General features: G+C 59.4%; 19 protein-coding genes. 14 read left to right on the forward strand and 5 right to left on the reverse strand.

Annotation, left to right across the window (positions count from 1 at the left end):
• Nucleotides 1–18 precede the first annotated feature (18 nt).
• Nucleotides 19–228, reverse strand: coding sequence for a DUF1674 domain-containing protein (locus ACIQUH_RS17675; protein WP_400817354.1), 210 nt, complete (start codon nt 226–228; stop codon nt 19–21).
• Between the two features lie 115 nt (nt 229–343).
• Between ACIQUH_RS17675 and htpX the strand changes: the two genes are divergently transcribed.
• The 4 genes from htpX to purH all read left to right on the forward strand — a co-directional run bounded on the left by htpX (nt 344) and on the right by purH (nt 6253).
• Nucleotides 344–1309 (forward strand): zinc metalloprotease HtpX, encoded by a 966-nt coding sequence (htpX, locus tag ACIQUH_RS17680; RefSeq protein ID WP_400817356.1) that lies wholly within the window; start codon nt 344–346, stop codon nt 1307–1309.
• Nucleotides 1306–2691 (forward strand): RsmB/NOP family class I SAM-dependent RNA methyltransferase, encoded by a 1386-nt coding sequence (locus tag ACIQUH_RS17685; RefSeq protein ID WP_400817358.1) that lies wholly within the window; start codon nt 1306–1308, stop codon nt 2689–2691. Before htpX ends, ACIQUH_RS17685 begins: the two co-directional genes overlap by 4 nt.
• 125 nt (nt 2692–2816) lie before the next feature.
• Nucleotides 2817–4484, forward strand: coding sequence for a heparinase II/III family protein (locus ACIQUH_RS17690; protein ID WP_400817517.1), 1668 nt, complete (start codon nt 2817–2819; stop codon nt 4482–4484).
• A 152-nt stretch (nt 4485–4636) separates the two neighbouring features.
• Nucleotides 4637–6253 carry a bifunctional phosphoribosylaminoimidazolecarboxamide formyltransferase/IMP cyclohydrolase gene (gene purH / locus ACIQUH_RS17695; RefSeq protein WP_400817360.1) on the forward strand — a complete coding sequence of 539 codons (1617 nt, stop codon included), beginning with the start codon at nt 4637–4639 and terminating at the stop codon, nt 6251–6253.
• Between the two features lie 89 nt (nt 6254–6342).
• Here purH and ACIQUH_RS17700 read toward each other — a convergent pair whose 3' ends face one another.
• On the reverse strand, nt 6343–7875 hold the full coding sequence (locus ACIQUH_RS17700; RefSeq protein WP_400817362.1) for a UxaA family hydrolase: 1533 nt from the start codon (nt 7873–7875) through the stop codon (nt 6343–6345).
• 46 nt (nt 7876–7921) lie between these two features.
• On the reverse strand, nt 7922–8614 hold the full coding sequence (locus tag ACIQUH_RS17705) for a FadR/GntR family transcriptional regulator (protein ID WP_400817364.1): 693 nt from the start codon (nt 8612–8614) through the stop codon (nt 7922–7924).
• A 256-nt stretch (nt 8615–8870) separates the two neighbouring features.
• Between ACIQUH_RS17705 and ACIQUH_RS17710 the strand changes: the two genes are divergently transcribed.
• The 9 genes from ACIQUH_RS17710 to ACIQUH_RS17750 all read left to right on the forward strand — a co-directional run bounded on the left by ACIQUH_RS17710 (nt 8871) and on the right by ACIQUH_RS17750 (nt 18188).
• A complete protein-coding gene (locus ACIQUH_RS17710) occupies nt 8871–10436 on the forward strand; it encodes a sugar ABC transporter ATP-binding protein (protein WP_400817366.1) in 1566 nt (521 codons plus the stop codon).
• A gap of 8 nt (nt 10437–10444) precedes the next feature.
• On the forward strand, nt 10445–11467 hold the full coding sequence (locus ACIQUH_RS17715) for an ABC transporter permease (RefSeq protein ID WP_065114417.1): 1023 nt from the start codon (nt 10445–10447) through the stop codon (nt 11465–11467).
• Between the two features lie 75 nt (nt 11468–11542).
• Nucleotides 11543–12484, forward strand: coding sequence for an ABC transporter substrate-binding protein (locus ACIQUH_RS17720; protein ID WP_400817368.1), 942 nt, complete (start codon nt 11543–11545; stop codon nt 12482–12484).
• Between the two features lie 65 nt (nt 12485–12549).
• Nucleotides 12550–13563, forward strand: coding sequence for an aldo/keto reductase (locus tag ACIQUH_RS17725; protein WP_400817370.1), 1014 nt, complete (start codon nt 12550–12552; stop codon nt 13561–13563).
• Between the two features lie 4 nt (nt 13564–13567).
• Nucleotides 13568–14389: an amidohydrolase family protein gene (locus tag ACIQUH_RS17730; RefSeq protein WP_400817372.1), complete on the forward strand. Its 822-nt coding sequence runs from the start codon at nt 13568–13570 to the stop codon at nt 14387–14389.
• A 3-nt stretch (nt 14390–14392) separates the two neighbouring features.
• Entirely contained in the window at nt 14393–15403 is a 1011-nt protein-coding gene (locus ACIQUH_RS17735; protein WP_400817374.1) for a zinc-binding alcohol dehydrogenase family protein, read from the forward strand.
• The gene (locus ACIQUH_RS17740; RefSeq protein ID WP_400817376.1) at nt 15400–16533 is read left to right on the forward strand and encodes a mannitol dehydrogenase family protein; all 1134 of its coding nucleotides are present in this window, start codon (nt 15400–15402) and stop codon (nt 16531–16533) included. Before ACIQUH_RS17735 ends, ACIQUH_RS17740 begins: the two co-directional genes overlap by 4 nt.
• 11 nt (nt 16534–16544) lie before the next feature.
• Nucleotides 16545–16874: an L-rhamnose mutarotase gene (locus tag ACIQUH_RS17745; protein WP_400817378.1), complete on the forward strand. Its 330-nt coding sequence runs from the start codon at nt 16545–16547 to the stop codon at nt 16872–16874.
• 36 nt (nt 16875–16910) lie between these two features.
• A complete protein-coding gene (locus ACIQUH_RS17750) occupies nt 16911–18188 on the forward strand; it encodes an L-fuconate dehydratase (RefSeq protein ID WP_400817380.1) in 1278 nt (425 codons plus the stop codon).
• Here the strand turns inward: ACIQUH_RS17750 and cobD are convergent.
• Complete coding sequence (gene cobD, locus ACIQUH_RS17755; RefSeq protein ID WP_400817382.1) at nt 18170–19216, reverse strand: threonine-phosphate decarboxylase CobD; 1047 nt, start codon at nt 19214–19216, stop codon at nt 18170–18172. The two genes, ACIQUH_RS17750 and cobD, sit on opposite strands and share 19 nt — an antisense overlap.
• On the opposite strand from cobD, the gene cbiB reads away from it, so the two are divergent.
• Complete coding sequence (gene cbiB / locus ACIQUH_RS17760) at nt 19215–20180, forward strand: adenosylcobinamide-phosphate synthase CbiB (RefSeq protein WP_400817384.1); 966 nt, start codon at nt 19215–19217, stop codon at nt 20178–20180. The genes cobD and cbiB overlap by 2 nt on opposite strands.
• Here the strand turns inward: cbiB and ACIQUH_RS17765 are convergent.
• On the reverse strand, nt 20167–21624 hold the full coding sequence (locus ACIQUH_RS17765) for a cobyric acid synthase (RefSeq protein WP_400817386.1): 1458 nt from the start codon (nt 21622–21624) through the stop codon (nt 20167–20169). The genes cbiB and ACIQUH_RS17765 overlap by 14 nt on opposite strands.

A 21624-nucleotide genomic window follows, 5' to 3' on the forward strand; every position in this document is an offset into this window, starting at 1 on the left:
TATTTTTATTTGCGGCGCTCAAAAGTCGATGGCCCGACCTTTTATTTCGTAATCACCGAAACGCACGGGTTCCGCACCGCCGCGACCGCCGGTTTCCGGCGGCAACTGAAGATCGGCCTGTTGCCTGCGCCGTTCTTCTGCTTCCTTCAACGCTCGTTCCGCCGCTGGCGAAAGTCGCTTCACGCTTTCCGTTCCGTCTGTCGCGTTGTCATTATCTGCATTCTGCATGAAATCCTCCCTATGACGGGATATTGAAATACGTTTGCCGCTTACCAGATTATATAATCTGACAGGCTTTATAAACCCGGAATATTCCCGGTGAGTTACAAGGAGAATTTAACGGATGAACATGATGCGCACGGCAATGCTTCTGGCCTTCATGACCGCATTGTTCATGGGTGTCGGTTTTCTGATCGGCGGCAAGGGCGGCATGATGATTGCCCTGCTCATTGCGGCCGGCATGAATCTTTTCTCCTACTGGAATTCTGACAAGATGGTCCTCTCCGCCTATCATGCGCGGGAGATCGATGAGGCGAATGCGCCTGAGTTTTTTCACATGATCCGCGATCTGTCGCAGAATGCCGGCCTGCCAATGCCGAAGGTCTATATTTACGACAGCCCGCAGCCGAATGCCTTCGCGACAGGTCGAAACCCACAGAACGCAGCTGTTGCCGCTTCGACTGGACTGCTGGAGCGGCTGACACCGGAAGAAGTGGCGGGTGTCATGGCGCATGAACTCGCGCACGTGCAGAACCGGGATACGCTAACGATGACAATCACCGCCACGCTGGCGGGTGCCATCTCCATGCTCGGTAATTTTGCCTTTTTCTTCGGCGGCAACCGGGAGAACAACAATAACCCGCTGGGCTTTATCGGTGTACTGGTTGCGATGATTGTAGCGCCGCTGGCAGCGATGCTGGTGCAGATGGCAATCAGCCGTACGCGGGAATATTCCGCCGACCGGCGCGGTGCGGAAATCTGCGGCAACCCGCTCTGGCTCGCCTCCGCCCTGCAGAAGATTTCGGGCATGGCGCAACGCATTCACAATGACGATGCCGAGCGTAACCCGGCGACGGCGCATATGTTCATCATCAATCCGCTTTCCGGCGAGCGTATGGACAATCTCTTCTCCACCCATCCGAACACGGAAAACCGTGTGGCGGCGCTGCACGCCATGGCGCAGGAGTTTTCCCCGCGAGGATCGACGCCGCAGCCATCGGGTGATAGACCTCTGCGCAAATCAGGCTCGGTTCCCAAAACAGGCTGGGGACGAGGCAATGAAAACGAGCGCAAGGGGCCGTGGTCTTGACATCCGATATTCAGAATAAGCCGGCGCGGTCCAAAAAACCGAAGCCGGCAAATGGGAGGGGCCGTGAAGACGGCCCTTCGTCTTTCCAGGATAAGCCGGGCCTTGCCGCCCGCATTGCCGCGACCCGCATTCTGGCGGCCGTTCTGGAGAAGAAAACCTCGCTGGATGGGATGCTCGATAGTGAAAACGGCAATCCTGTCTATCGGGCTTTATCGCTTGCCGACCGGGCGCTGGTGAGAGCCATCGTCAACAGCGCGCTTCGCCACCTCCCCCGGATTGAAACGGCACTGTCAATGCTGCTTGACGGGCCGTTGCCGCAAGGCGCGCGATCGCTGCATCACGTTCTTGTCGTCGGTGTAGCGCAGATGCTTTATCTCGATGTGCCGGATCATTCCGCTGTCGATATCGCCGTGGAACAGGCTCATCGCGATCCGCGTAACCGGCGTTTCGTCAAACTGGTGAATGCCGTTCTCAGAAGGCTTGGCCGTGAAAAAACGGAGATCGAAAAGGCTGTCGCCGAGGTCCCCGTGCTGCCGGACTGGTTCTACGCCCGGCTTGTTTCAGCTTACGGGGACGAGGTTGCTCAAAGGATTTCGCAGGCGCAGCTGACGCCGTCCTCCATTGATCTGACAATCAAGGCTGATCCCGCTCTTTGGGCGGAAAAACTGGGTGGCACGCTCATGCCGAATGGCAGCGTGCGTCTGGGTGAATTCGAGGGGCAGATCCCATCGCTCGAAGGCTTTGCTGAAGGTGCCTGGTGGGTGCAGGATCTCGCGGCCAGCATGCCCGTCAGGCTTATGGGTGACATCGCCGGCAAGCGCGTTGCCGATCTCTGTGCGGCTCCGGGCGGCAAGACTGCCCAGCTGGCGCTGGCGGGCGCCAGGGTGACGGCGCTGGATCAGTCTGGCAACCGTCTGCGTCGTCTCCGGGAAAATCTCGACCGGCTTGGCCTGCGTGCCGAAACGGTGGAGGCGAATATGCTGAAGTACCAGCCGGAGCAGCTTTTTGACGCGGTTCTCCTCGATGCGCCCTGTTCTTCCACCGGGACACTTCGCAAACATCCCGATGTCTGCTGGACCAAGGATGAGACCGATATTGCCAAACTGGCGGCTCTTCAGGGCCAGATGCTGCGGCACGCGCTGACCCTTATTGGCCCCGGTGGCCTCGTGGTCTTCTCCAATTGCTCGCTCGATCCTTCCGAAGGCGAAGCGATGATTGCCGCGGTTCTGGCGGAAAACCCAGATGTGGAGCGTGTTGCCGTGCGCCGCGAGGATTGGCCAGGAATGGAAGCGGCTATCAGCGCTGATGGCGATCTTCGCACGACGCCGGACATGTTCGGTGGCGTCGATGGGTTTTTTAGCAGTGTCTTGCGTAAGAAGTAGAAAAAAGCCAAGCTCTCGCGAATCATTAGATATTTATCGAAAACGTTCCGGTCGTCGCGGTTCACTGATAAAAACAAAACATGTGAAACGGGAAACACAGCTTGTTAGGGTCCTTTGCAGGCAGCATGAATGCCGCCGGTCTTCTTTCGCGGATGGCGTATCGTCATCTGTGTGTCGGCCTCACGCCTTTGCGCCTGCATGTATCGCGATTTGCCAACCGCGTGCCCGACGGTCTGGTGGCGGCGCCGACCGATCTGAGGGCGATCGATCCCTATTTTGCCGAGGAATTGCTGCGCGGTCGCATCGCGCTGGCTGGAAAGGTCGTTGAAACCGGCGGTGCTTCGCCGTTCCAGGTGGATTATCCCTCAGCGGTTTTTGAAGAACGGTTGCACGCATTCAATTGGCTGCGGCATATTCGCTCCGATAAATCGAGCGAGGCCTGCAAACGCGCGCGTCGCATCGTCGCCGAATGGATGGTGTTGCATGGCAAGCGCGTTACGGGCACCGCCTGGTCGCCGGAAATCGCGGCGCAGAGGCTGATTGCCTGGCTCTCGCACTCCCCGGTGGTTTTATACGAGGCCGACGCCGGTTTTTATCGCCGCTTCCTGAAAAGCCTCGCCTTTCATGTGCGTTATCTCGAGCGGATCGTCAAACACGCGCCGGATGGTGAAGCGCGACTGAGGATCAGGATCGCACTTGCCATGGCTTCCATCGCCATGCCTGCGCGTTTGTCGCGGATTAGCCGCAACGGAATGAAGCTGGCGCAGGAAATGGAACGCCAGATTCTTCCCGATGGCGGGCATATTTCCCGCAATCCACGGGTCATGCTGGACCTGCTGCTCGATCTTCTGCCTCTTCGGCAAAGTTATATCAATCTCGGCCATGATCTGCCCTCCGGCCTGGTGCCGGCGATAGACCGCATGTTTCCGGCGATCCGGTTTTTCCGGCATCAGGGTGGCGATCTCGCGCTGTTCAACGGTGCGACAGCCACGCTCGCTAACGAACTTGTTTCCGTGCTTCGCTATGACGAAACGGCCGGCCGGCCTTCCAAAGTCCTGCCGGATGTGAATTACCACCGGCTTGCGACGGACGACACGGTCATCATCGTTGATACGGGGTATCCCGGGTCGGCGGAGCTTTCACGCAATGCCCATTCCGGTTGCCTGTCTTTCGAAATGTCGTGCGGCAAGAACCGCTTCATCGTCAATTCCGGTTTTCCGCGAAACGCGGCGCCGGAATATCAGCGGGCCAGCCGTTCCACGGCGGCGCATTCCACCGTCACACTTGCCGACACATCATCCTGCAGATTGTCGCGCTCAAGGCTGCTTGGCCCGATCATGGTATCGGGCGTCAGTCATGTCGATAGCCGACGTGGAATGGACGCAAATGGCAACGACGTTCTATGGGCGTCCCATGATGGTTATTTGCAGAATTTCGGCTGCTATCACGAACGGGAAATAGAACTGAATGCGGCCGGTACCAAGATAAAGGGCCGGGATCTGCTTCGGGCTGATGCGACTGTGGTAAAAACGCAATTGCAGTCGGTCACGGCGGTTTCGCGTTTCCACATTCATCCCCACATTCAGCTGCACCAGCGGGATGAGGAGTCGGTCTATCTGGAAGCAGCGGACGGAACCGTCTGGCTGTTTTCTGCGCCGGGATTGGAGCTTTTCGTCACCGAGGATGTGTTCATGGCCGATGCATCCGGTATGCGCCCGTCGCAGCAGATCGAGCTCCCCTTCAATCTTGCGAATACGCGGGAAATCCGCTGGCTGATCGAACGCCAGGCTTAGACAAATTCCGGCGGCGCAGGGCAAAAACCACCATAGTTTTAACCGTTCGGCGTCCCCGCTGTTTATTAATCCGGTAAGCTGTGTTAACGCGGCGGCAATTGCTGGATCAATCCCATTCCAGCCTGTCCTCCCCGTTAAACGGAGTATGCCTGATGGCTGTTGTGTCCAAAAAAATTCCCGCCCCCGATAAGGTCAAAATCCGTACGGCGCTTCTTTCCGTGTCCGACAAGACCGACATTATCGAGCTGGCGACGGTTCTGTCGAAGCTTGGCGTCAAGCTCCTGTCAACCGGCGGAACAGCGAAAGCCATTGCCGAGGCTGGCCTGCCGGTGACGGATGTTTCCGACGTGACCAATTTTCCCGAGATCATGGATGGCCGCGTCAAGACCCTGCATCCCAATGTACATGGCGGGCTTCTGGCGATCCGGGACGATGCGGAGCATGTCGAGGCGATGAAGGTGCACGGCATCGAGGCGATCGATCTCTCGGTCATCAATCTTTATCCCTTCGAGGAAGTCCGCGCCAAGGGCGGCGATTATCCGACGACGGTCGAGAATATCGATATTGGCGGCCCGGCGATGATCCGCGCTTCTGCCAAGAACCATGCCTATGTCACTGTCGTTACCGATCCTTCCGACTACCCTGACCTGGTTGAAGCGCTGCAGGCTGATGACGGCCAGACATCCTATGCGCTGCGCCAGCGTTTCGCTGCCAAGGCCTATGCCCGCACCGCCGCTTATGACGCTGTCATTTCCAACTGGTTTGCCGAAGCGCTGGCGATCGAGACGCCTGATTATCGCGCCATCGGCGGCGCGCTGAAGGAAAAGATGCGTTATGGCGAAAACCCCCATCAGAGCGCCGGTTTCTATCTGACCGGCGAAAGGCGCCCCGGCGTCGCAACGGCGACGCTTCTTCAGGGCAAGCAGCTTTCCTATAACAACATCAATGATACGGATGCGGCTTATGAGCTGGTGGCGGAGTTCCTGCCGGAAAATGCGCCGGCCGTCGCCATCATCAAACACGCAAATCCCTGTGGCGTTGCGACTGGCCCGACACTTGCCGAAGCCTATCGGCGGGCGCTGGCATGTGATTCCGTTTCCGCTTTCGGGGGTGTCATCGCCTTGAACCGCACGCTTGATGCGGAAACGGCGGAAGAGATCGTCAAGCTCTTTACCGAAGTCATCATCGCGCCTGATGTGACCGAAGAAGCCAAGTCCATCATCGCTCGCAAGCCGAACCTGCGCCTTTTGACCGCTGGCGGCCTGCCCGACCCGCGCGCGGCCGGGATTACGGCGAAGACCGTTTCTGGCGGCCTGCTTGTGCAAAGCCGTGACAATGGCATGGTCGAGGATCTCGATCTCAAGGTCGTCACGAAGCGTGCACCGACGGCGCAGGAGCTTGAGGACATGAAGTTCGCCTTCAAGATCGCCAAGCATGTGAAATCCAATGCCGTCATTTATGCCAAGGATGGTCAGACCGCAGGCATTGGCGCCGGCCAGATGAGCCGCGTGGATTCGGCCCGTATCGCAGCCCAGAAGGCGGAAGATGCTGCCAAGGCTCTTGGCCTTGCCGAACCGCTGACACGCGGCTCCGCCGTCGCTTCAGAGGCCTTCTATCCCTTTGCCGACGGCTTGCTCGCTGCGATTGCCGCGGGTGCCACCGCTGTTATCCAGCCCGGTGGCTCGATGCGCGATCAGGAAGTGATCGATGCTGCAAACGAGCATAATGTGGCAATGGTCTTTACCGGCATGCGCCACTTCCGCCACTAAGCGCGGAAATAGTCAGGAATAACAAAGGCCCGGAAAGCGATTTCCGGGCCTTTTGTTTCACGTGGGACAATCTTGGTGCGGCTGCAGGTTCAGGTCACTGCCCCAACCTGCCAAGGCACGAATTCATTGTCGCCGTAGTCGTAGATCTCGCTGACGGTCTTGTCGCCGGAAGCCACGGCCAGAATATGCTCGAAAATTCGTTTGCCGGATTCTTCGATGGTTTCGGCACCGGTGACGATCTCGCCGCAATTGATATCCATGTCTTCCTTCATGTGTTCATACATTTCGGAATTGGTGGCGATCTTGATGCAGGGCGCCGGTTTGAAGCCCGAAACCGAGCCGCGCCCGGTGGTGAAACAGATGACGTTGCAGCCGCCGGCGACCTGGCCGGTGACGGCAACCGGGTCATAGCCGGGCGTATCCATGAAAACGAAACCCTGTTCCGTCACGGTCTCTGCGAATTCATAAACCGCCTTCAGCGGCATGGAGCCGCCCTTGGCGACTGCGCCAAGCGATTTCTCCAGAATGGTGGTCAGGCCGCCGAGCTTGTTGCCGTGGGAGGGATTGTTGTTGAGTTCATCTCCATTTCGGGCGGTGTAATCCCGCCACCAGTCGATGCGCTGCAAGAGCTTCTCGGCGACGGCGGGGGTGACGGCACGCTTCGTCAACAGATGCTCGGCACCGTAGATTTCCGGCGTTTCCGAGAGGACGGTGGTGCCGCCATTGCGGACGATGAGATCGGACGCATAACCCAGAGCCGGATTGGCGGAAATGCCGGAATAACCATCCGAACCGCCGCATTCCAGGGCCACCTTCAGCTTGGAGAGCGGCTGCTCCGTGCGGCGGGCGGCATTGACCATCGGCAGCATGGCCTTGATCTCGGCAATCGCCGCATCGATCGTCTTGCGGGTGCCGCCGTGCTGCTGGATCGTCATGGTGCGCAGCCGTTCACCCTCTTCCATCTTGTAATGTTCGAGAATGGGCGCGATCTGGTTGGTTTCGCAGCCGAGGCCGATCAACAGAATGCCGCCGAAATTCGGATGGCGGGCGTAGCCCTGAATGGTGCGGATCAGCAGGCGGTAACCTTCCGACTTGGTATTCAGCGCACAGCCGCCGCCATGGGTCAGCGCCACGACGCCATCGACATTGTCGAAGCCGTCAAGGCCGCCCTGCCTGTTGAAATAATCGGCGATGTAGCGCGAGACGGTGGCGGAACAGTTTACCGAGGCGATGACGCCGATATAGTTGCGTGTGCCAACGCCGCCGAGACCACGGTCATAACCCATGAAAGTACGGCGTGCGGCTTCCGGCACCATGCCCTTTTCCTCGATGTCCACGCTGAACTGATGCGCGTGTTCGGAGGGCACCATGGCGAGATTGTGCAGGTGCACATGCCGGCCAGGCTCGATGTCCTGAGTCGCAATGCCGATCACCTGCCCGTATTTCAGCACCTCGTCTCCGGATTTGATGAACTTCAGGGCTACCTTGTGACCACGCCCGATCAGCTCCAGCGCCGCCAGATTGCCCCTGCCCGTCGCGCCGCCGGCCGGAATAGACCGGCGCGCCACCGCGACATTGTCGTTGGCGTTCAGCAAAATGGTTGCCTCGGAATTCTCACTCACGGGTTTTCCTCCTCCCGATATATATATCGCCTGCTATGTTTTGAAATCAGCTTTCCACCCAGCGTCTCTTCGAGCCTTCGAGATGGGTATGCATGGCCGCCTGCGCCAGCAGCGGGTCCTTGAGTTCCAGCGCTGCCAGAATCGCTTCGTGTTCCTGAAGCGCATAGGTCCAGGTGTCGCGGTCTTCGAATTTCACGCGAAGCTGCGCCGAAATGGGGCTGTGGCGCTCATCGAACAGGTTTGCCACCAATCGCGCCAGGACGCTGTTGCCGGACTGTTCGGCTATGGTGACGTGAAACAGGCGATCCTGATCGAGAGGTTTACGACCGGCCTCGATTTCCCTCTGCATGGTATTAAGTATCTGACGGAGGGTCGCGATCGTTTCATCGGTCATCCGGCTTGCCGCCAGAACGATGGTAGCACCCTCCAGCGCAGCCCGCGCCTGCATCAGCTCGGAGGGGCTGTCGCCCATCGACTTGGTGTGATGGGTCGTCTGAAGCGCTTCGGCCGATACATAGACGCCAGAACCCATGCGAATTTCGACGGTATTATCGATTTCAAGCGCAATCAGCGCCTCGCGCAGCGAGGGTCTCGATACACCCAGCTTCTGGGCCAGTTCCCGCTCGGCGGGGAGCCGTGTGCCGGGCAGGAATTCACCGAGATCGATGAGTTCGCGTATCTGGTCCGCAATCTGCTGATAAAGCCGGCGCGGTTCCGCTATTTTGGCCTGACCACTCATGTGTTTTTTGCTGACGCCTTTGTGATGCTGGTATTTGGCCTTACCGTAACGCCAAGTGCAGCAATACGCAAGAACTTACTCAAATAACTGAAAATACGTAATTATTTTAAATATTTCTTTGACAGTCATCCTTCCTCTTGAATGTGCTTCTTCACTTTTTGAGCTAATTGGCTTGACCATCCTCCAAAACCGGCCTAACCATTTGGCCTGTTCATGACCCCCGGTGGAGCGGGGAGTGCGGGTGGAGGTTTTTTTGATGTCGCAGGGCGCATCGACAATTCGGGGCGAATTTTCGCCTGGGGAGATGGCGCACGCGGAGCGTTTGGTGCTTTTGCGTCTCGAAAACATCAGCAAGGAATTTCCGGGCGTCAAGGCGCTGTCGAATGTGCATTTCGATCTGCTGAGCGGCGAAGTGCATGCCGTCTGCGGCGAGAATGGCGCGGGAAAATCGACGCTGATGAAAATCATCAGCGGCGTTTATCAGCCGAGCGACGGCACCATCCTGCACAAGGGCGTGAAGGTGCAATATGCATCGCCGCTGGAATCCGAAGCCGCCGGCATTGCCATCATTCACCAAGAACTCAACCTCGTTCCGCATCTTACCGTCGCCGAAAACATCTATCTTGCACGCGAGCCGCGCCGCGGTTTCCTCGTTGACCGCAAAAAGCTGCGGCTTGACGCCAAGCGCTGTCTCGACCGGCTGGGCGTCGATATCGATCCCGACCAGATCGTGCGTGGCCTTTCGGTCGCGCAATGTCAGATGGTGGAAATCGCCAAAGCGCTCTCTCTTGACGCCGAAGTGCTCATCATGGACGAGCCGACCTCCTCGCTGACCGAGCAGGAAACACGGCTCCTGTTCAAGGTCATCCGCGATCTCAAGGCATCCGGTGTCGGGATCGTTTATATTTCCCATCGTCTCGATGAAATGGCTGAAATCGTCGACCGGGTGACGGTTTTGCGCGATGGGCGTTATATTTCGACCGACGATTTCGCATCGATCACCGTCGATGACATCGTCACACGAATGGTCGGGCGTTCGCTGGAAGACAAGTTCCCCGAACGCACGTCCCGTCCGACGGACGACATTATCTTCTCCGTTGAAGGCTTGACGCGCAGTGGCCTGTTCCATGACGTCGGTTTTTCGCTGCGGCGTGGTGAAATCCTCGGTTTTGCCGGGCTGATGGGTGCGGGGCGCACCGAAGTCGCCCGGGCTATCTTCGGGGCCGATCCGCTCGACGCGGGCAAGATCGTTTTCAACGGGCGCGAACTTTCGATCAGTTCGCCGCAGGACGCCATCCGGGAAGGTATTGCCTATCTCTCGGAAGATCGCAAAAGCGATGGTCTTGCCATCAAGATGTCGGTCGCAGCCAATACGACCCTTGCCAATCTCGGCGAGGTTTCCAACCGTTTCGGCCTGATCGACTTCAAGAAACATGACGATGTGGCGAAGCGTTACGTCGATCTCCTGAATATCCGCACCCCCTCGATCGAACAGACGGTGCGGCTGCTTTCGGGCGGCAACCAGCAGAAAATCATCATCGGCAAATGGCTGTTCCGGCAGTCGCGCGTGCTGTTCTTCGATGAGCCGACACGCGGCATCGATGTTGGCGCGAAATTCGCGATCTACAAGATCATGGACGAACTGGCCGCGCAGGGCATCGGTGTCATTCTCATCAGTTCGGAACTGCCGGAAATTCTGGGGCTGACTGACCGTATCGCCGTTTTCCATCAGGGCCGTATCACGGGCGTGCTCGAAACCGCCAAGACCAATCAGGAAGAAATCATGCGGTATGCGTCCGGTTACGGCCGGGCCGCGCAGTGAGGAACGACATGGCCAATATTGCAGAACCCAAGAAGAGCTTTGCTGTCAGTGACCGGCAGAAGGATATTATCCAGAAGTTTGCGGCGCTCGGTAGCCTCTTTGCCCTTGTCGCGGTCTTCTCCGCAACTAGCAGCGCTTTCTTCACCGTCAATAATGGCATGACGATCGCGCTGCAGGTGACATCCATCGCGCTTCTCGGTATTGGCGCAACCTGTGTCATCATCACCGGTGGCATTGATCTTTCCGTCGGCTCGGTGCTGGCGCTTGCCGGCGTCGTTGCCGCGCTTGCCGTGAAGGAACTCGGTATGCCCGTGCCGGTCGGCATGTTGCTCGGCATTCTGACGGGGTCGCTCTGCGGCCTCATCAACGGCCTTCTGGTCACCCGTTTCAAGCTGCCACCCTTTATCGCCACCCTCGGCATGATGCTGATCGCCCGTGGCGTGGCGCTGCAGATCACCGGTGCGCGCGCCGTCTCCGGTCTTGGCGAATCCTTCGGCGAACTCGGCAATGGCGCCCTTTTCCGCATCGTCAATATCGGTGACGACGGCTTTCCGAATGTGGTGTTTCCCGGCATCCCCTACCCCGTTATCCTGATGGTGGTGATTGCGCTTGCGGTCTCCTTCATGCTCAACCGCTCGATCCTCGGCCGTCACATCTATGCCGTCGGCTCCAATGCGGATGCTGCGCGCCTGTCCGGTGTCAATGTCGCCCGCGTCACCAATTTCACCTACATCCTGTCCGGCACGCTCGCCGGCCTGACGGGCTGCGTGCTGATGTCGCGCCTCGTCACCGCCCAGCCGAATGAGGGTGTGATGTATGAGCTGGATGCGATTGCCAGCGCGGTTATCGGCGGTACATCGCTGATCGGCGGCGTGGGCACGATTTCCGGCACGGCCATCGGCGCCTTCGTCATCGGCATCCTGCGCAACGGTCTCAACATGAACGGCGTGTCCGCCTTCACGCAACAGATCATCATCGGCCTCGTCATTCTGGTCACCGTCTGGATCGACCAGTTGCGCAACCGCCGCTGATCAAGGGCCTGCGGACCCTTTCCGCAAAAAGATCGGCAAGGGGAGGCCCGATATGCCGACATCACGGAGGAAGAAATGAAGAAAATTGCGACTGCCCTTCTGACATCCGCAATCGCGCTGTGGAGCGTTTCCACCGTGCAGGCCGGCGAAATCGCCGTCATCGTCAAGACCGTCAATTCCACCTTCTGGCAGAACGTCCAGAAGGGCGCCGATGCGGCGATGAAGACCTCTTCCGGCAACACCATGACCTTCCAGGGTCCGGCAGCCGAATCCGCCATTGCCGACCAGGTCAACATGGTTGAAAACGCCATCAACCGTAAGGTCGCAGGCATCGTGCTTGCGCCTTCCGATCCGGACGCGCTGGTGCCTGCCGTCAAGAAGGCCTGGGAGGCCCGTATTCCCGTGGTGCTGATCGACTCGCAGCTGGCGAGCGGCTCGGAGCAATATTACCAGTCGTTCCTCGCGACCGATAACAAGAAAGCCGGCGAACTGGCCGCACAGGCGCTGATCGACAAGGTGGGCAAGGAAGGCAAGATCGCCGTCATGTCCTATGTCGCCGGTGCCGGTTCGGAAATCGGCCGCGTTGGCGGTTTCACCGATTACATCCAGATGAACTCTAACCTGAAGATCGTCGGCCCGTTCTATTCGCAGTCGCAGATGGCGACCGCGCTGAACCAGACCACCGACGTTCTGGCCGCCAATTCCGACCTCAAGGGCATTTTCGGCGCCAATGAGCCGACGGCCATCGGTGTCGGACGTGCGCTTGCCCAGAGCGGCAAGGCCGGCAAGGTCGTCGCCATCGGTTTCGATGGCAATCAGGACCTTCAGGGCTTCGTCAAGGACGGCACGCTTGCTGGCATCGTGGTTCAGGGCTCCTACCAGATGGGTGAAAAGGGCGTAGAGACCATTTCCAAGCTCATCAACAAGGAAAAGGTCGAGAAGTTCGTTGATACCGGCGTCGTTGTTGTCACCAAGGACAATATCGAGAAGCCGGAAGCCAAGAACGTGCTTTACTGATTGCGTGATGACGCGCCGCTATGCGGCGGCGCGTCCTTCCAAAGGCCAGCTGGAAAGTCCCTGCGATGAAAGTCTCCGATACACGTAAATTGCCGCGCCGCGCCGTTGATGTCACGGTCATGGGCCTCGGCTGCGCCCAGATGGGCAATCTCTACCGGGTCACGCCCTATGAGGAATCCAAAGGCGCGTTCGACAAGGCATGGGAAAGCGGCATGCGTTATTTCGATACCGCGCCCTTTTACGGCTATACGCGGTCGGAACGTCGTCTCGGTACCATGGTGACGGAGCATGAGCGGGGCGACTACACACTCAGCACCAAGGTCGGCCGTGTGATGGTTCCCGATGAAACCGTCGGCCCGGAGGAAGACGCCTATATTGCACCGCTGCCCTTCCGCCCGGTCTATGATTATTCCTATGACGGTATTTTGCGCTCCTTCGAGGCCAGCCAGCAGCGGCTTGGCGTTCTGAAGCCGGATATTCTTTATGTGCATGATATCGGCTCCTATACCCATGGCGAAAAGCACCGGCATTATTGGGAGCAGCTGACCACCGGCGGCGGTTTCCGGGCGCTTGGCAAGCTGCGTGAGGAAGGATCGACGGGCGCCGTCGGCCTCGGCGTCAATGAGTGGGAAATCGTCAGCGACGCCATGGATGTCTTCGATATCGATGTCGCCATGCTTGCCGGTCGTTATACGCTTCTCGAACAGCAGAGCCTCGCCTTCATGAACCGCTGCGCTGAAAGCGGCGTCGGCATCGTTGTGGCCGGCGCGTTCAATTCGGGCATTCTGGCCGGCAACCGCAAGTTCAACTATGCCGATGCGCCTGCCGATATCCTCACCCGCGTCGATGCGCTGCAGGGCGTGTGCGAGGAGCTGGGCGTCTCGCTGCAGGCGGCCGCGCTGCAGTTTCCGCTTGCCCATCCGGCTTCGGTCACGGTCGTATCAGGCGCGCGCAATGCGCAGCAGCTTGCCGCCAATATCGAATGGTTCGAGCAGTCGATCCCGGGTGAATTCTGGTCCGAGCTGCACAAGCGCGGCCTGATCGCCGAAGGCGCGCCTGTGCCCGGCGGAAAGGCCTGAGGCGATGATTATCGACGCCCACCAGCATTTCTGGCTGATGAAGGATCGCGCCGGGCAATGGCCGCCGCCATTGCTTGCCGCGATCTATCGGGACTTTCTTCCGGCCGATCTGTCGCCGTTGCTGGCCGCCGTCGGGGTTTCCGGCACGGTGCTGGTGCAGACGATGGAGACCGCGGCCGACACGGATTTCATGCTGGAGCTGGCGGAAAAGACCGATTTCATCAAGGGTGTTGTCGGTTGGGTGGATATGAAATCCGCCGATGCAGCGAGTGAAATCGCCCGCCGGGCGAAACATCAGGCGTTCAAAGCCGTGCGTCCGATGTTGCAGGGTAAGGAGGATGTCGCCTGGATCGATGATCCGGCACTCGATCCCGCCGTGGCGGCGCTGGTGAACCAAGGCTTGGCGTTCGATGCGCTGGTCTTGCCGCCCAATCTGCCGCATCTCCTCACCTTCGCCCGCCGCCATCCGCAATTGCCCGTTGTCATCGATCATGGTGCGAAGCCGCTGATTGCTACCGGTCACTACAGCGACTGGCGCAGGGATATGGCCGCTTTGGCGGCTCTTTCCAATGTCCATTGCAAGCTCTCCGGTCTTCTGACCGAACGCGGCGATCAACGGCCGGAAGCGGTGCGGCCCTATGCCGAAACCATTCTGGAACTGTTCGGCGCAAACCGCGTGATTTTCGGCAGCGACTGGCCGGTGTTGCGGCTGGCGGGCGATTATCAGGCATGGCTGGATTTTTGCCGCGATGTCGTGCCGGCAGAGGACCATGAGGCCGTTTTCGGCGGCAACGCCATCCGTTTTTATTCCCTTTCCGACAGGTGATGCATGCTGGCGATTTTCTGCGACACTCCCGGTCAACTCACCGCCAAGGACCTGCCCAAGCCTGTGTGCGGTGAAGGTGAAGTGCTGGTGCGCATTCGCCGCATCGGCGTCTGCGGCACGGATCTGCACATCTTTACCGGCAACCAGCCCTATCTTTCCTATCCGCGCATCATGGGTCACGAACTTTCCGGCACGGTGGAAGACGCGCCGGAAGGCAGCCATCTTTCCATCGGCGACGTGGTCACCGTCATTCCCTATATCTCCTGCGGCAAATGCAGCGCCTGCCTGAAGGGCAAGAGCAATTGCTGCCGCAATATCGGCGTTCTCGGCGTTCACCGCGATGGCGGTATGGTCGAATATCTGAGCGTGCCACAACAATTCGTGCTGAAGGCGGAGGGGTTGAGCCTCGATCAGGCAGCCATGACCGAATTTCTGGCTATCGGTGCGCATGCGGTGCGCCGTGGCGCAGTCGAGAAGGGGCAGAAGGTTCTGATCGTCGGCGCCGGCCCGATTGGCATGGCGGTTGCCGTTTTCGCGGTTCTCGATGGCGGCGAAGTGACCATGATCGACGGGCGCACCGACCGGCTGGATTTCTGCAGGAAACATCTTGGCGTCGCGTATACGGTCGCACTTGGCGAAGGTGACAGGGACCGTCTTTCCGACATCACCGACGGCGATTTCTTCGATGCAGTCTTCGATGCGACCGGTAACCCGAAAGCCATGGAGCGCGGCTTCTCCTTCGTCGGCCATGGTGGTTCCTACGTGCTGGTCTCCATCGTCGCCAGCGATATCAGCTTCAACGATCCGGAGTTCCACAAGCGTGAGACGACGCTGCTCGGCAGCCGCAATGCCACGCCGGAGGATTTCGAACGGGTGTTGCAGGCGCTGCGGGAAGGCAAGGTACCGGAAGCGCTGATTACCCACCGCATGACACTTGCCGATGTGCCTTCCAAATTCGCCGGACTGACGGATCCGAAAGCCGGCGTCATCAAGGGCATGGTGGAGGTCGCATGACGCCCGATACGCCTATTCTGCAATTCGGAACCAGCCGCTTTCTTCTGGCACATGCGGACTTGTTCGTTTCGCAGGCGCTGGATAAAGGCGAGGCTCTCGGGCGCATTGCAATTGTCCAGACCACGGGCAATGCGGAGAGCCTGAAGCGCGTTGCGGCGTTGAACAGCGGTGCACCCTACCCCGTGCGTATTCGCGGTATCAGCGATGGGCAGGAGGTGGACGAGGAAATTCAAGGCAAGGCCGTCGCGCGGGCATTGACGGCTGCGACCGACTGGGTCGAGGTGCGCCGCCTTGCCTGCGAGGCCGAGGTCATTCTATCCAATACGGGCGATAGCGGTTATGAGCTGGATTCGACTGATAATGCCGGGCTTGCTGGCGATTTCACGATCTTACCGAAAAGCTTTCCGGCCAAGCTGTGCATGTTGCTGCTCGAGCGCTTCACGTCCAATCCGGAAGCGCCTGTGTCGATCTTCCCCTGTGAGCTCGTGCCGCGCAACGGCGAAAAGTTGAAACAGATCATTCGCCAGCTTGCCGATGAATGGCAATTGCCGGCGGGCTTTGCCTTTTATCTGAATGAGAAGTGCCGTTTCGCCAACAGTCTGGTGGATCGCATCGTTTCCGAGCCTATCGACCCGGTGGGCGCGGTGGCGGAGCCCTATGCGCTATGGGCGATCGAAAAGCAGGACGCGCTTGTCCTTCCCTGCACGCACCCTGCCGTGGTGCTGACGGACGATCTCGATCACTATGAAAAGCTGAAGCTTTTCCTGCTCAATCTTGGCCATTCCTATCTGGCGGAACGCTGGTCGCAGGATGCGCGTGCGAAGGATGAGACGGTGCGTCAGGCAATGGCCGATGATGCGCTGGTTGCGGATCTGGAAACGCTCTGGCGGGATGAGGTTCTGCCGGTCTTTGCGGCTGAAGGTATGGGAGATGAGGCTGAGGCCTATATCGGAGTGTTGCGCGAACGTTTGCGCAATCCCTTTCTCGCGCATCGGCTGGCCGATATCGCCGGCAATCACGATGAAAAGAAGCGTCGCCGATTCATCCCGATCATCGCTGCTGCGGAACGGCTGGGATTGAACCTGCCACAGCGCCGGCTGCGTGCGGCGCTTGCCACCATCAAGCAATAATGGAGTTCGTCATGCAGCGCATGGGCATGGTCATTGGCGTCAAGCCTGACATGATCGCAGAATATAAAAGGTTGCACGCCGCCGTCTGGCCGGAAGTTCTGGCGCTCATCAGCGACTGCAATATCCGCAATTACACGATATTCCTGCGCGAGCCGGAAAATCTGCTCTTCGGCTATTGGGAATATCACGGCAGCGATTTCGGCGCCGATATGGCGAAGATGGCCGCGAGCCCCAAGAATCAGGAATGGTGGTCTTTCACCATTCCCTGCCAGCAACCGCTCGAAAGCCGAAAGGAAGGCGAGTGGTGGGCGATGATGGAAGAAACCTTCCACCACGATTGAATGATTTCCTTTGACACTGACCGTGAGTGACCGGCCATGACCAAAATTACAGATCTGCGTGTTTTCGACCTGCGTTTTCCCACATCCCAGAGCCTCGACGGTTCGGATGCGATGAACCCCGACCCGGATTATTCGGCGGCTTACGTTATTCTCGACACCGACGAGCCGGGCCTGAAGGGCCATGGTTTGACCTTCACCATCGGGCGCGGCAACGACATCTGCTGCATGGCCATCGAGGCGATGCGCCATCTGGTGGTGGGCACCGATCTTGCCACCGTCACTGAGAACCCCGGCAAATATTGGCGGCATCTGACCAGCGACAGCCAGCTGCGCTGGATCGGGCCGGACAAGGGCGCGATGCATCTCGCCACCGGCGCGGTCGTCAATGCGGTTTGGGATCTGCTGGCCAAGAAGGCGGGCAAGCCTGTTTGGCAGCTTGTTGCCGATATGAGCCCGGAAGAAATCGCCGATATCGTCGACTATCGTTATCTGACCGATGTGCTGACCCGTGACGAGGCGCTTGCGATCCTAAAGAAAGCCGAAAGCGGTAAGAAGGAGCGGATCGAGACGCTGAAGAACGAAGGCTACGCCTGCTATACGACGTCGGCCGGGTGGCTCGGTTATGACGACGCCAAGCTGCGCCGTCTTTGCCAGGAAGCCATCGATGCCGGTTTCAACCATGTTAAGATGAAGGTCGGCCGCGATCTGGAAGACGACATCCGCCGTCTCACCATTGTCCGTGAGGTGATCGGTCCCGACCGCTATCTGATGATCGACGCCAATCAGGTATGGGAAGTGGATCAGGCAATTGACTGGGTCAAGAAGCTCGCCTTCGCCAAGCCCTTCTTCATCGAGGAGCCGACGAGCCCGGACGATGTCGCCGGCCATCGCAAGATCCGCGCCGCCATCGGCCCGGTGAAGGTGGCGACCGGTGAAATGTGCCAGAACCGTATCATGTTCAAGCAGTTCATCGCCGAAGGCGCCATCGACGTGGTGCAGATCGACAGCTGCCGCATGGGCGGTCTGAACGAGGTGCTGGCGGTGCTGCTGATCGCCGCCAAATACAATCTGCCGGTCTGGCCGCATGCCGGCGGCGTCGGGCTTTGTGAATATGTGCAGCATTTGTCGATGATCGACTATCTGGTGGTTTCCGGTACCAAGGAAGGTCGCGTCATCGAATATGTCGACCACCTGCATGAGCACTTTATCGAGCCCTGCGATATCAGAAATGCCGCTTACATGCCGCCGAAACTGCCGGGCTTTTCCATCGAAATGAAGCCGGAGTCGATCGAGACTTATACGTTCGAGGAATAATCGAAGGATGACAGCGCCTCTTCGAGGCGCAGCCACTCCGTTTCGCTCCCGGGAAGGCCGAAACGCATGTCGTTCGGCCTTTCATCAAAAATGCGCACCAGAATGCCGCGTCGGCCAAGATGGCTGAAGAGGTCTGCGGCGCGGGGATCCCGCACCAGAGTAAATAGCGACGTGCCGCCGGCAATCGCCAGCCCTGCCTTTTGCAGCATGTCATTCACGCGCCGGGCCTCCTCGGCAAGACGCAGACGCATGGACGATTGCCATTCCCCGTCCGCTAGAGCCTGCGTCGCGATAAAAAGCGCCGGGCCGGAAACTGCCCAGGGGCCGAGCCTTGCCTCCAGTTCGGCCGCGATATCGGGCTCCGTAATAGCAAAACCCAACCGAACCCCCGCCATGCCATAAAATTTGCCGAAGGAGCGCAGGACCACCAGCGCGTCCTGACCGGCGGCATTTGCGAGGCTTTCGGCAAGTCCCGTCTCGATGAAGGCTTCGTCCACGACGAGCAGCCCGCCCTTCCGGTGCATGGCTTCGGCCAGCGACAACAATGCGGCATGATCGGCGATGCGGCCGTCGGGATTATTGGGATTGACGACCACAGCATAGTCATGGGCCGACAGTTCATTGATGTTTTCTACTTCGGTCACAGCCAGTCCGGCCATGCGCGCCGTGCGGGCATGTTCCGCATAGGCGGGCGAAAGCACGGCACTGCTTTTTGCCCCGCGGCCGAGAGCGATCTGAGCCAGCAATGGCATCAGCATCTGGGTGCCGGGGGAAAGAGCCAAATGCCGGGCGGAGGGTGCACCGAAATGGGTTGCCGCCAGATGTTTCAATTCTTCGGCGGCATCCGGTTCCGGCAGGCGGGCGAATGCGCTGGCGGGAATGGGCGAATGCGGGTAGGAGTGCGGATTGATCCCGGTCGAAAGGTCGATCCACGGTTCAGGCGCTTCCGGAAACATCAGCCGCGCCCCGCCGAGATTGCCGCCGTGACGGATCGCAGCCTTCGCCTTTTCTGATACTGTCTCGCCCATGTTCTTTGCTCTCGCTTTCCTGTCGCTCGTGATCGAACGCCTGACCGGCTATCCGGACTGGCTGTTCAAACGCATCGGCCATCCCGTCACCTGGATCGGTTCGCTTATCGCGCTGCTGGATAAAAAATGGAACCGGGAGAGCGCGTCATTTTCACAGCGCAAGACGGCAGGTGTGGCCGCTCTGGCCGTTTTTGTCGGGCTGACGCTGCTTGTTGCGTGGTTTGCGCAATCCGCTCTGCTTCTCTTCCCCTTCGGTCTTTTGCTGGTTGCCGTGCTGGGCGCTTCGCTTCCGGCCCAGAAAAGTCTTGAGCAGCATGTCGAGGCTGTCGCCACCGCTTTGGAGCGCGAAGGGGTGGAAGGTGGCCGAAAGGCGGTATCGATGATCGTCGGCCGCGATCCGCAAAAGCTGGATGAGGCGGCGATCTGCCGGGCGGCGATCGAAAGTCTGGCCGAGAATTTTTCCGATGGCATCGTCGCCCCCGCCCTCTGGCTTGCACTCATGGGCTTGCCGGGCGGCGCGGCCTACAAGGCGATCAATACGGCCGACAGCATGATCGGCCATCGCTCGCCGCGTCATGAGGCCTTCGGATGGGCCTCTGCCCGGCTGGACGATCTGGTCAATCTGCCAGCCTCGAGGCTCAGCGGCGGTCTTTTCGTGGTCGCCGCATTTTTCGTCAAGGGCGCGTCGCCCAGTGGGGCGGTTGCCGCGATACGTCGCGATGCCCGTCATCACCGTTCCCCCAATGCCGGCTGGCCGGAGGCGGCACTGGCCGGCGCGCTTGGCTTTGCGCTTGCCGGGCCTCGCTCCTATGGCGGGCAGATGATCGAGGCGCGTTTCATGGGCGAAGGCGGAAGGGCGGCGCTGGTTGCGGGGGATATTCGCACGGCGCTGAGGCTGGCGCGGGTTGCCGACCTGCTGTTGATCGGCCTGTTCGGATTGCCGGCAATCCTTATCGCGCTATAGCAAGCAGCCTGTCGAGATCGAGGTGTTGTTCCATATGCGCCGCAAGGCGATCAAGAACGGTGTTCACCTGCGCATCGTAGTTCAGTGCCGTGCCCTGTCCGCCAAGCCGCTCAAGCCACGCGCCGCGTTGGTGGTCATCTGAAAAAAGGCCATGGATATAGGTGCCGAAGATGCGGCCATCAGGTGATATGGCGCCGTCCTCATGCCCGTCAATTTTCGAAAAAGGCAGGTTGTCGGGTCCGGCATTGGTTTCACCGACATGCATTTCATAGCCGGATAAATCAATTCCGTCGAAACTTTTCCCTGTAACGGAAACCAGTCTCTTGTCACCCGTCAGAATAGTGTCGACATCCAGCAGGCCGAGCCCGTCGACCGTCGCTGGCGGACCTTCGATACCGTCAGGATCGGCAATGGTTCTTCCAAGCATCTGGTATCCGCCGCAGAGGCCCAGGACATAGCCGCCGCGTCTCACATGCGCCTTGATATCGATGTCGAGGCCAGCGTTTTTCAGCACGGCAAGATCGGCGATGGTGGATTTCGAACCGCAAAGCAGGACCAGCCGGCAATCGGCGGGAACGGTTTCGCCCGGCCGCACGCGGATCAGTTCGACATCCGGTTCCATATCCAGCGGATCGAGATCATCGAAGTTGGAAATATGCGGAAGGATCGGCACGGCGATGCGGATCTTCGCGCCCGGTTTTCGCTCAGCCGGGCCGGAAAGCCCGAGAGCGTCTTCCGCCGGCAATTTTGCGGCGTCGGCAAAATGCGGCAGAAGCCCGATCGAGGTCCAGCCGGTCTTTTCGGCAATTATCCGCATGCCGTCCGAAAACAGGGTCGGATCACCGCGAAAGCGGTTGACGATGAAACCTTCGATCATCGCCGCGTCATCGTTTTCGAGCACTGCTTTCGTGCCGACGAGGCTGGCGATGACACCGCCCCGGTCGATATCGCCGATCAGGATGACGGGCGCGTCCGCAGCTCTGGCAAAACCCATATTGGCAATGTCATTGGCACGCAGGTTGATTTCGGATGCGCTGCCCGCCCCTTCCACCAGAACCAGATCGACCTGTTGTTTCAGGCGGTCGAAGCTTTCCAGCACGCGCGGCATCAGCCCGGCCTTCATGTGCTGATAATCGGCTGCCCTGGCATTGCCGGCGATCTTGCCCTGCACCACCACCTGCGCGCCGGTCTCGCTTTGCGGCTTCAGCAGTACCGGATTCATGTGAACGGAGAGCGGCACGCCCGCCGCCCGCGCCTGCAGCGCCTGTGCGCGGCCGATCTCCCCGCCATCGGCGGTGACGGCCGCATTATTCGACATGTTCTGCGGTTTGAACGGCATGACGGAGAGGCCGCGCCTGACGAAGGCGCGGGCAAGCCCCGCCACCATCAGCGACTTGCCGACATCCGAGCCGGTTCCCTGAAACATCAGCACCCGTGCCGCCAT

Origin of the sequence: Agrobacterium sp. NPDC090283 (assembly GCF_044769685.1) — a bacterium.
Lineage (GTDB): Bacteria > Pseudomonadota > Alphaproteobacteria > Rhizobiales > Rhizobiaceae > Agrobacterium.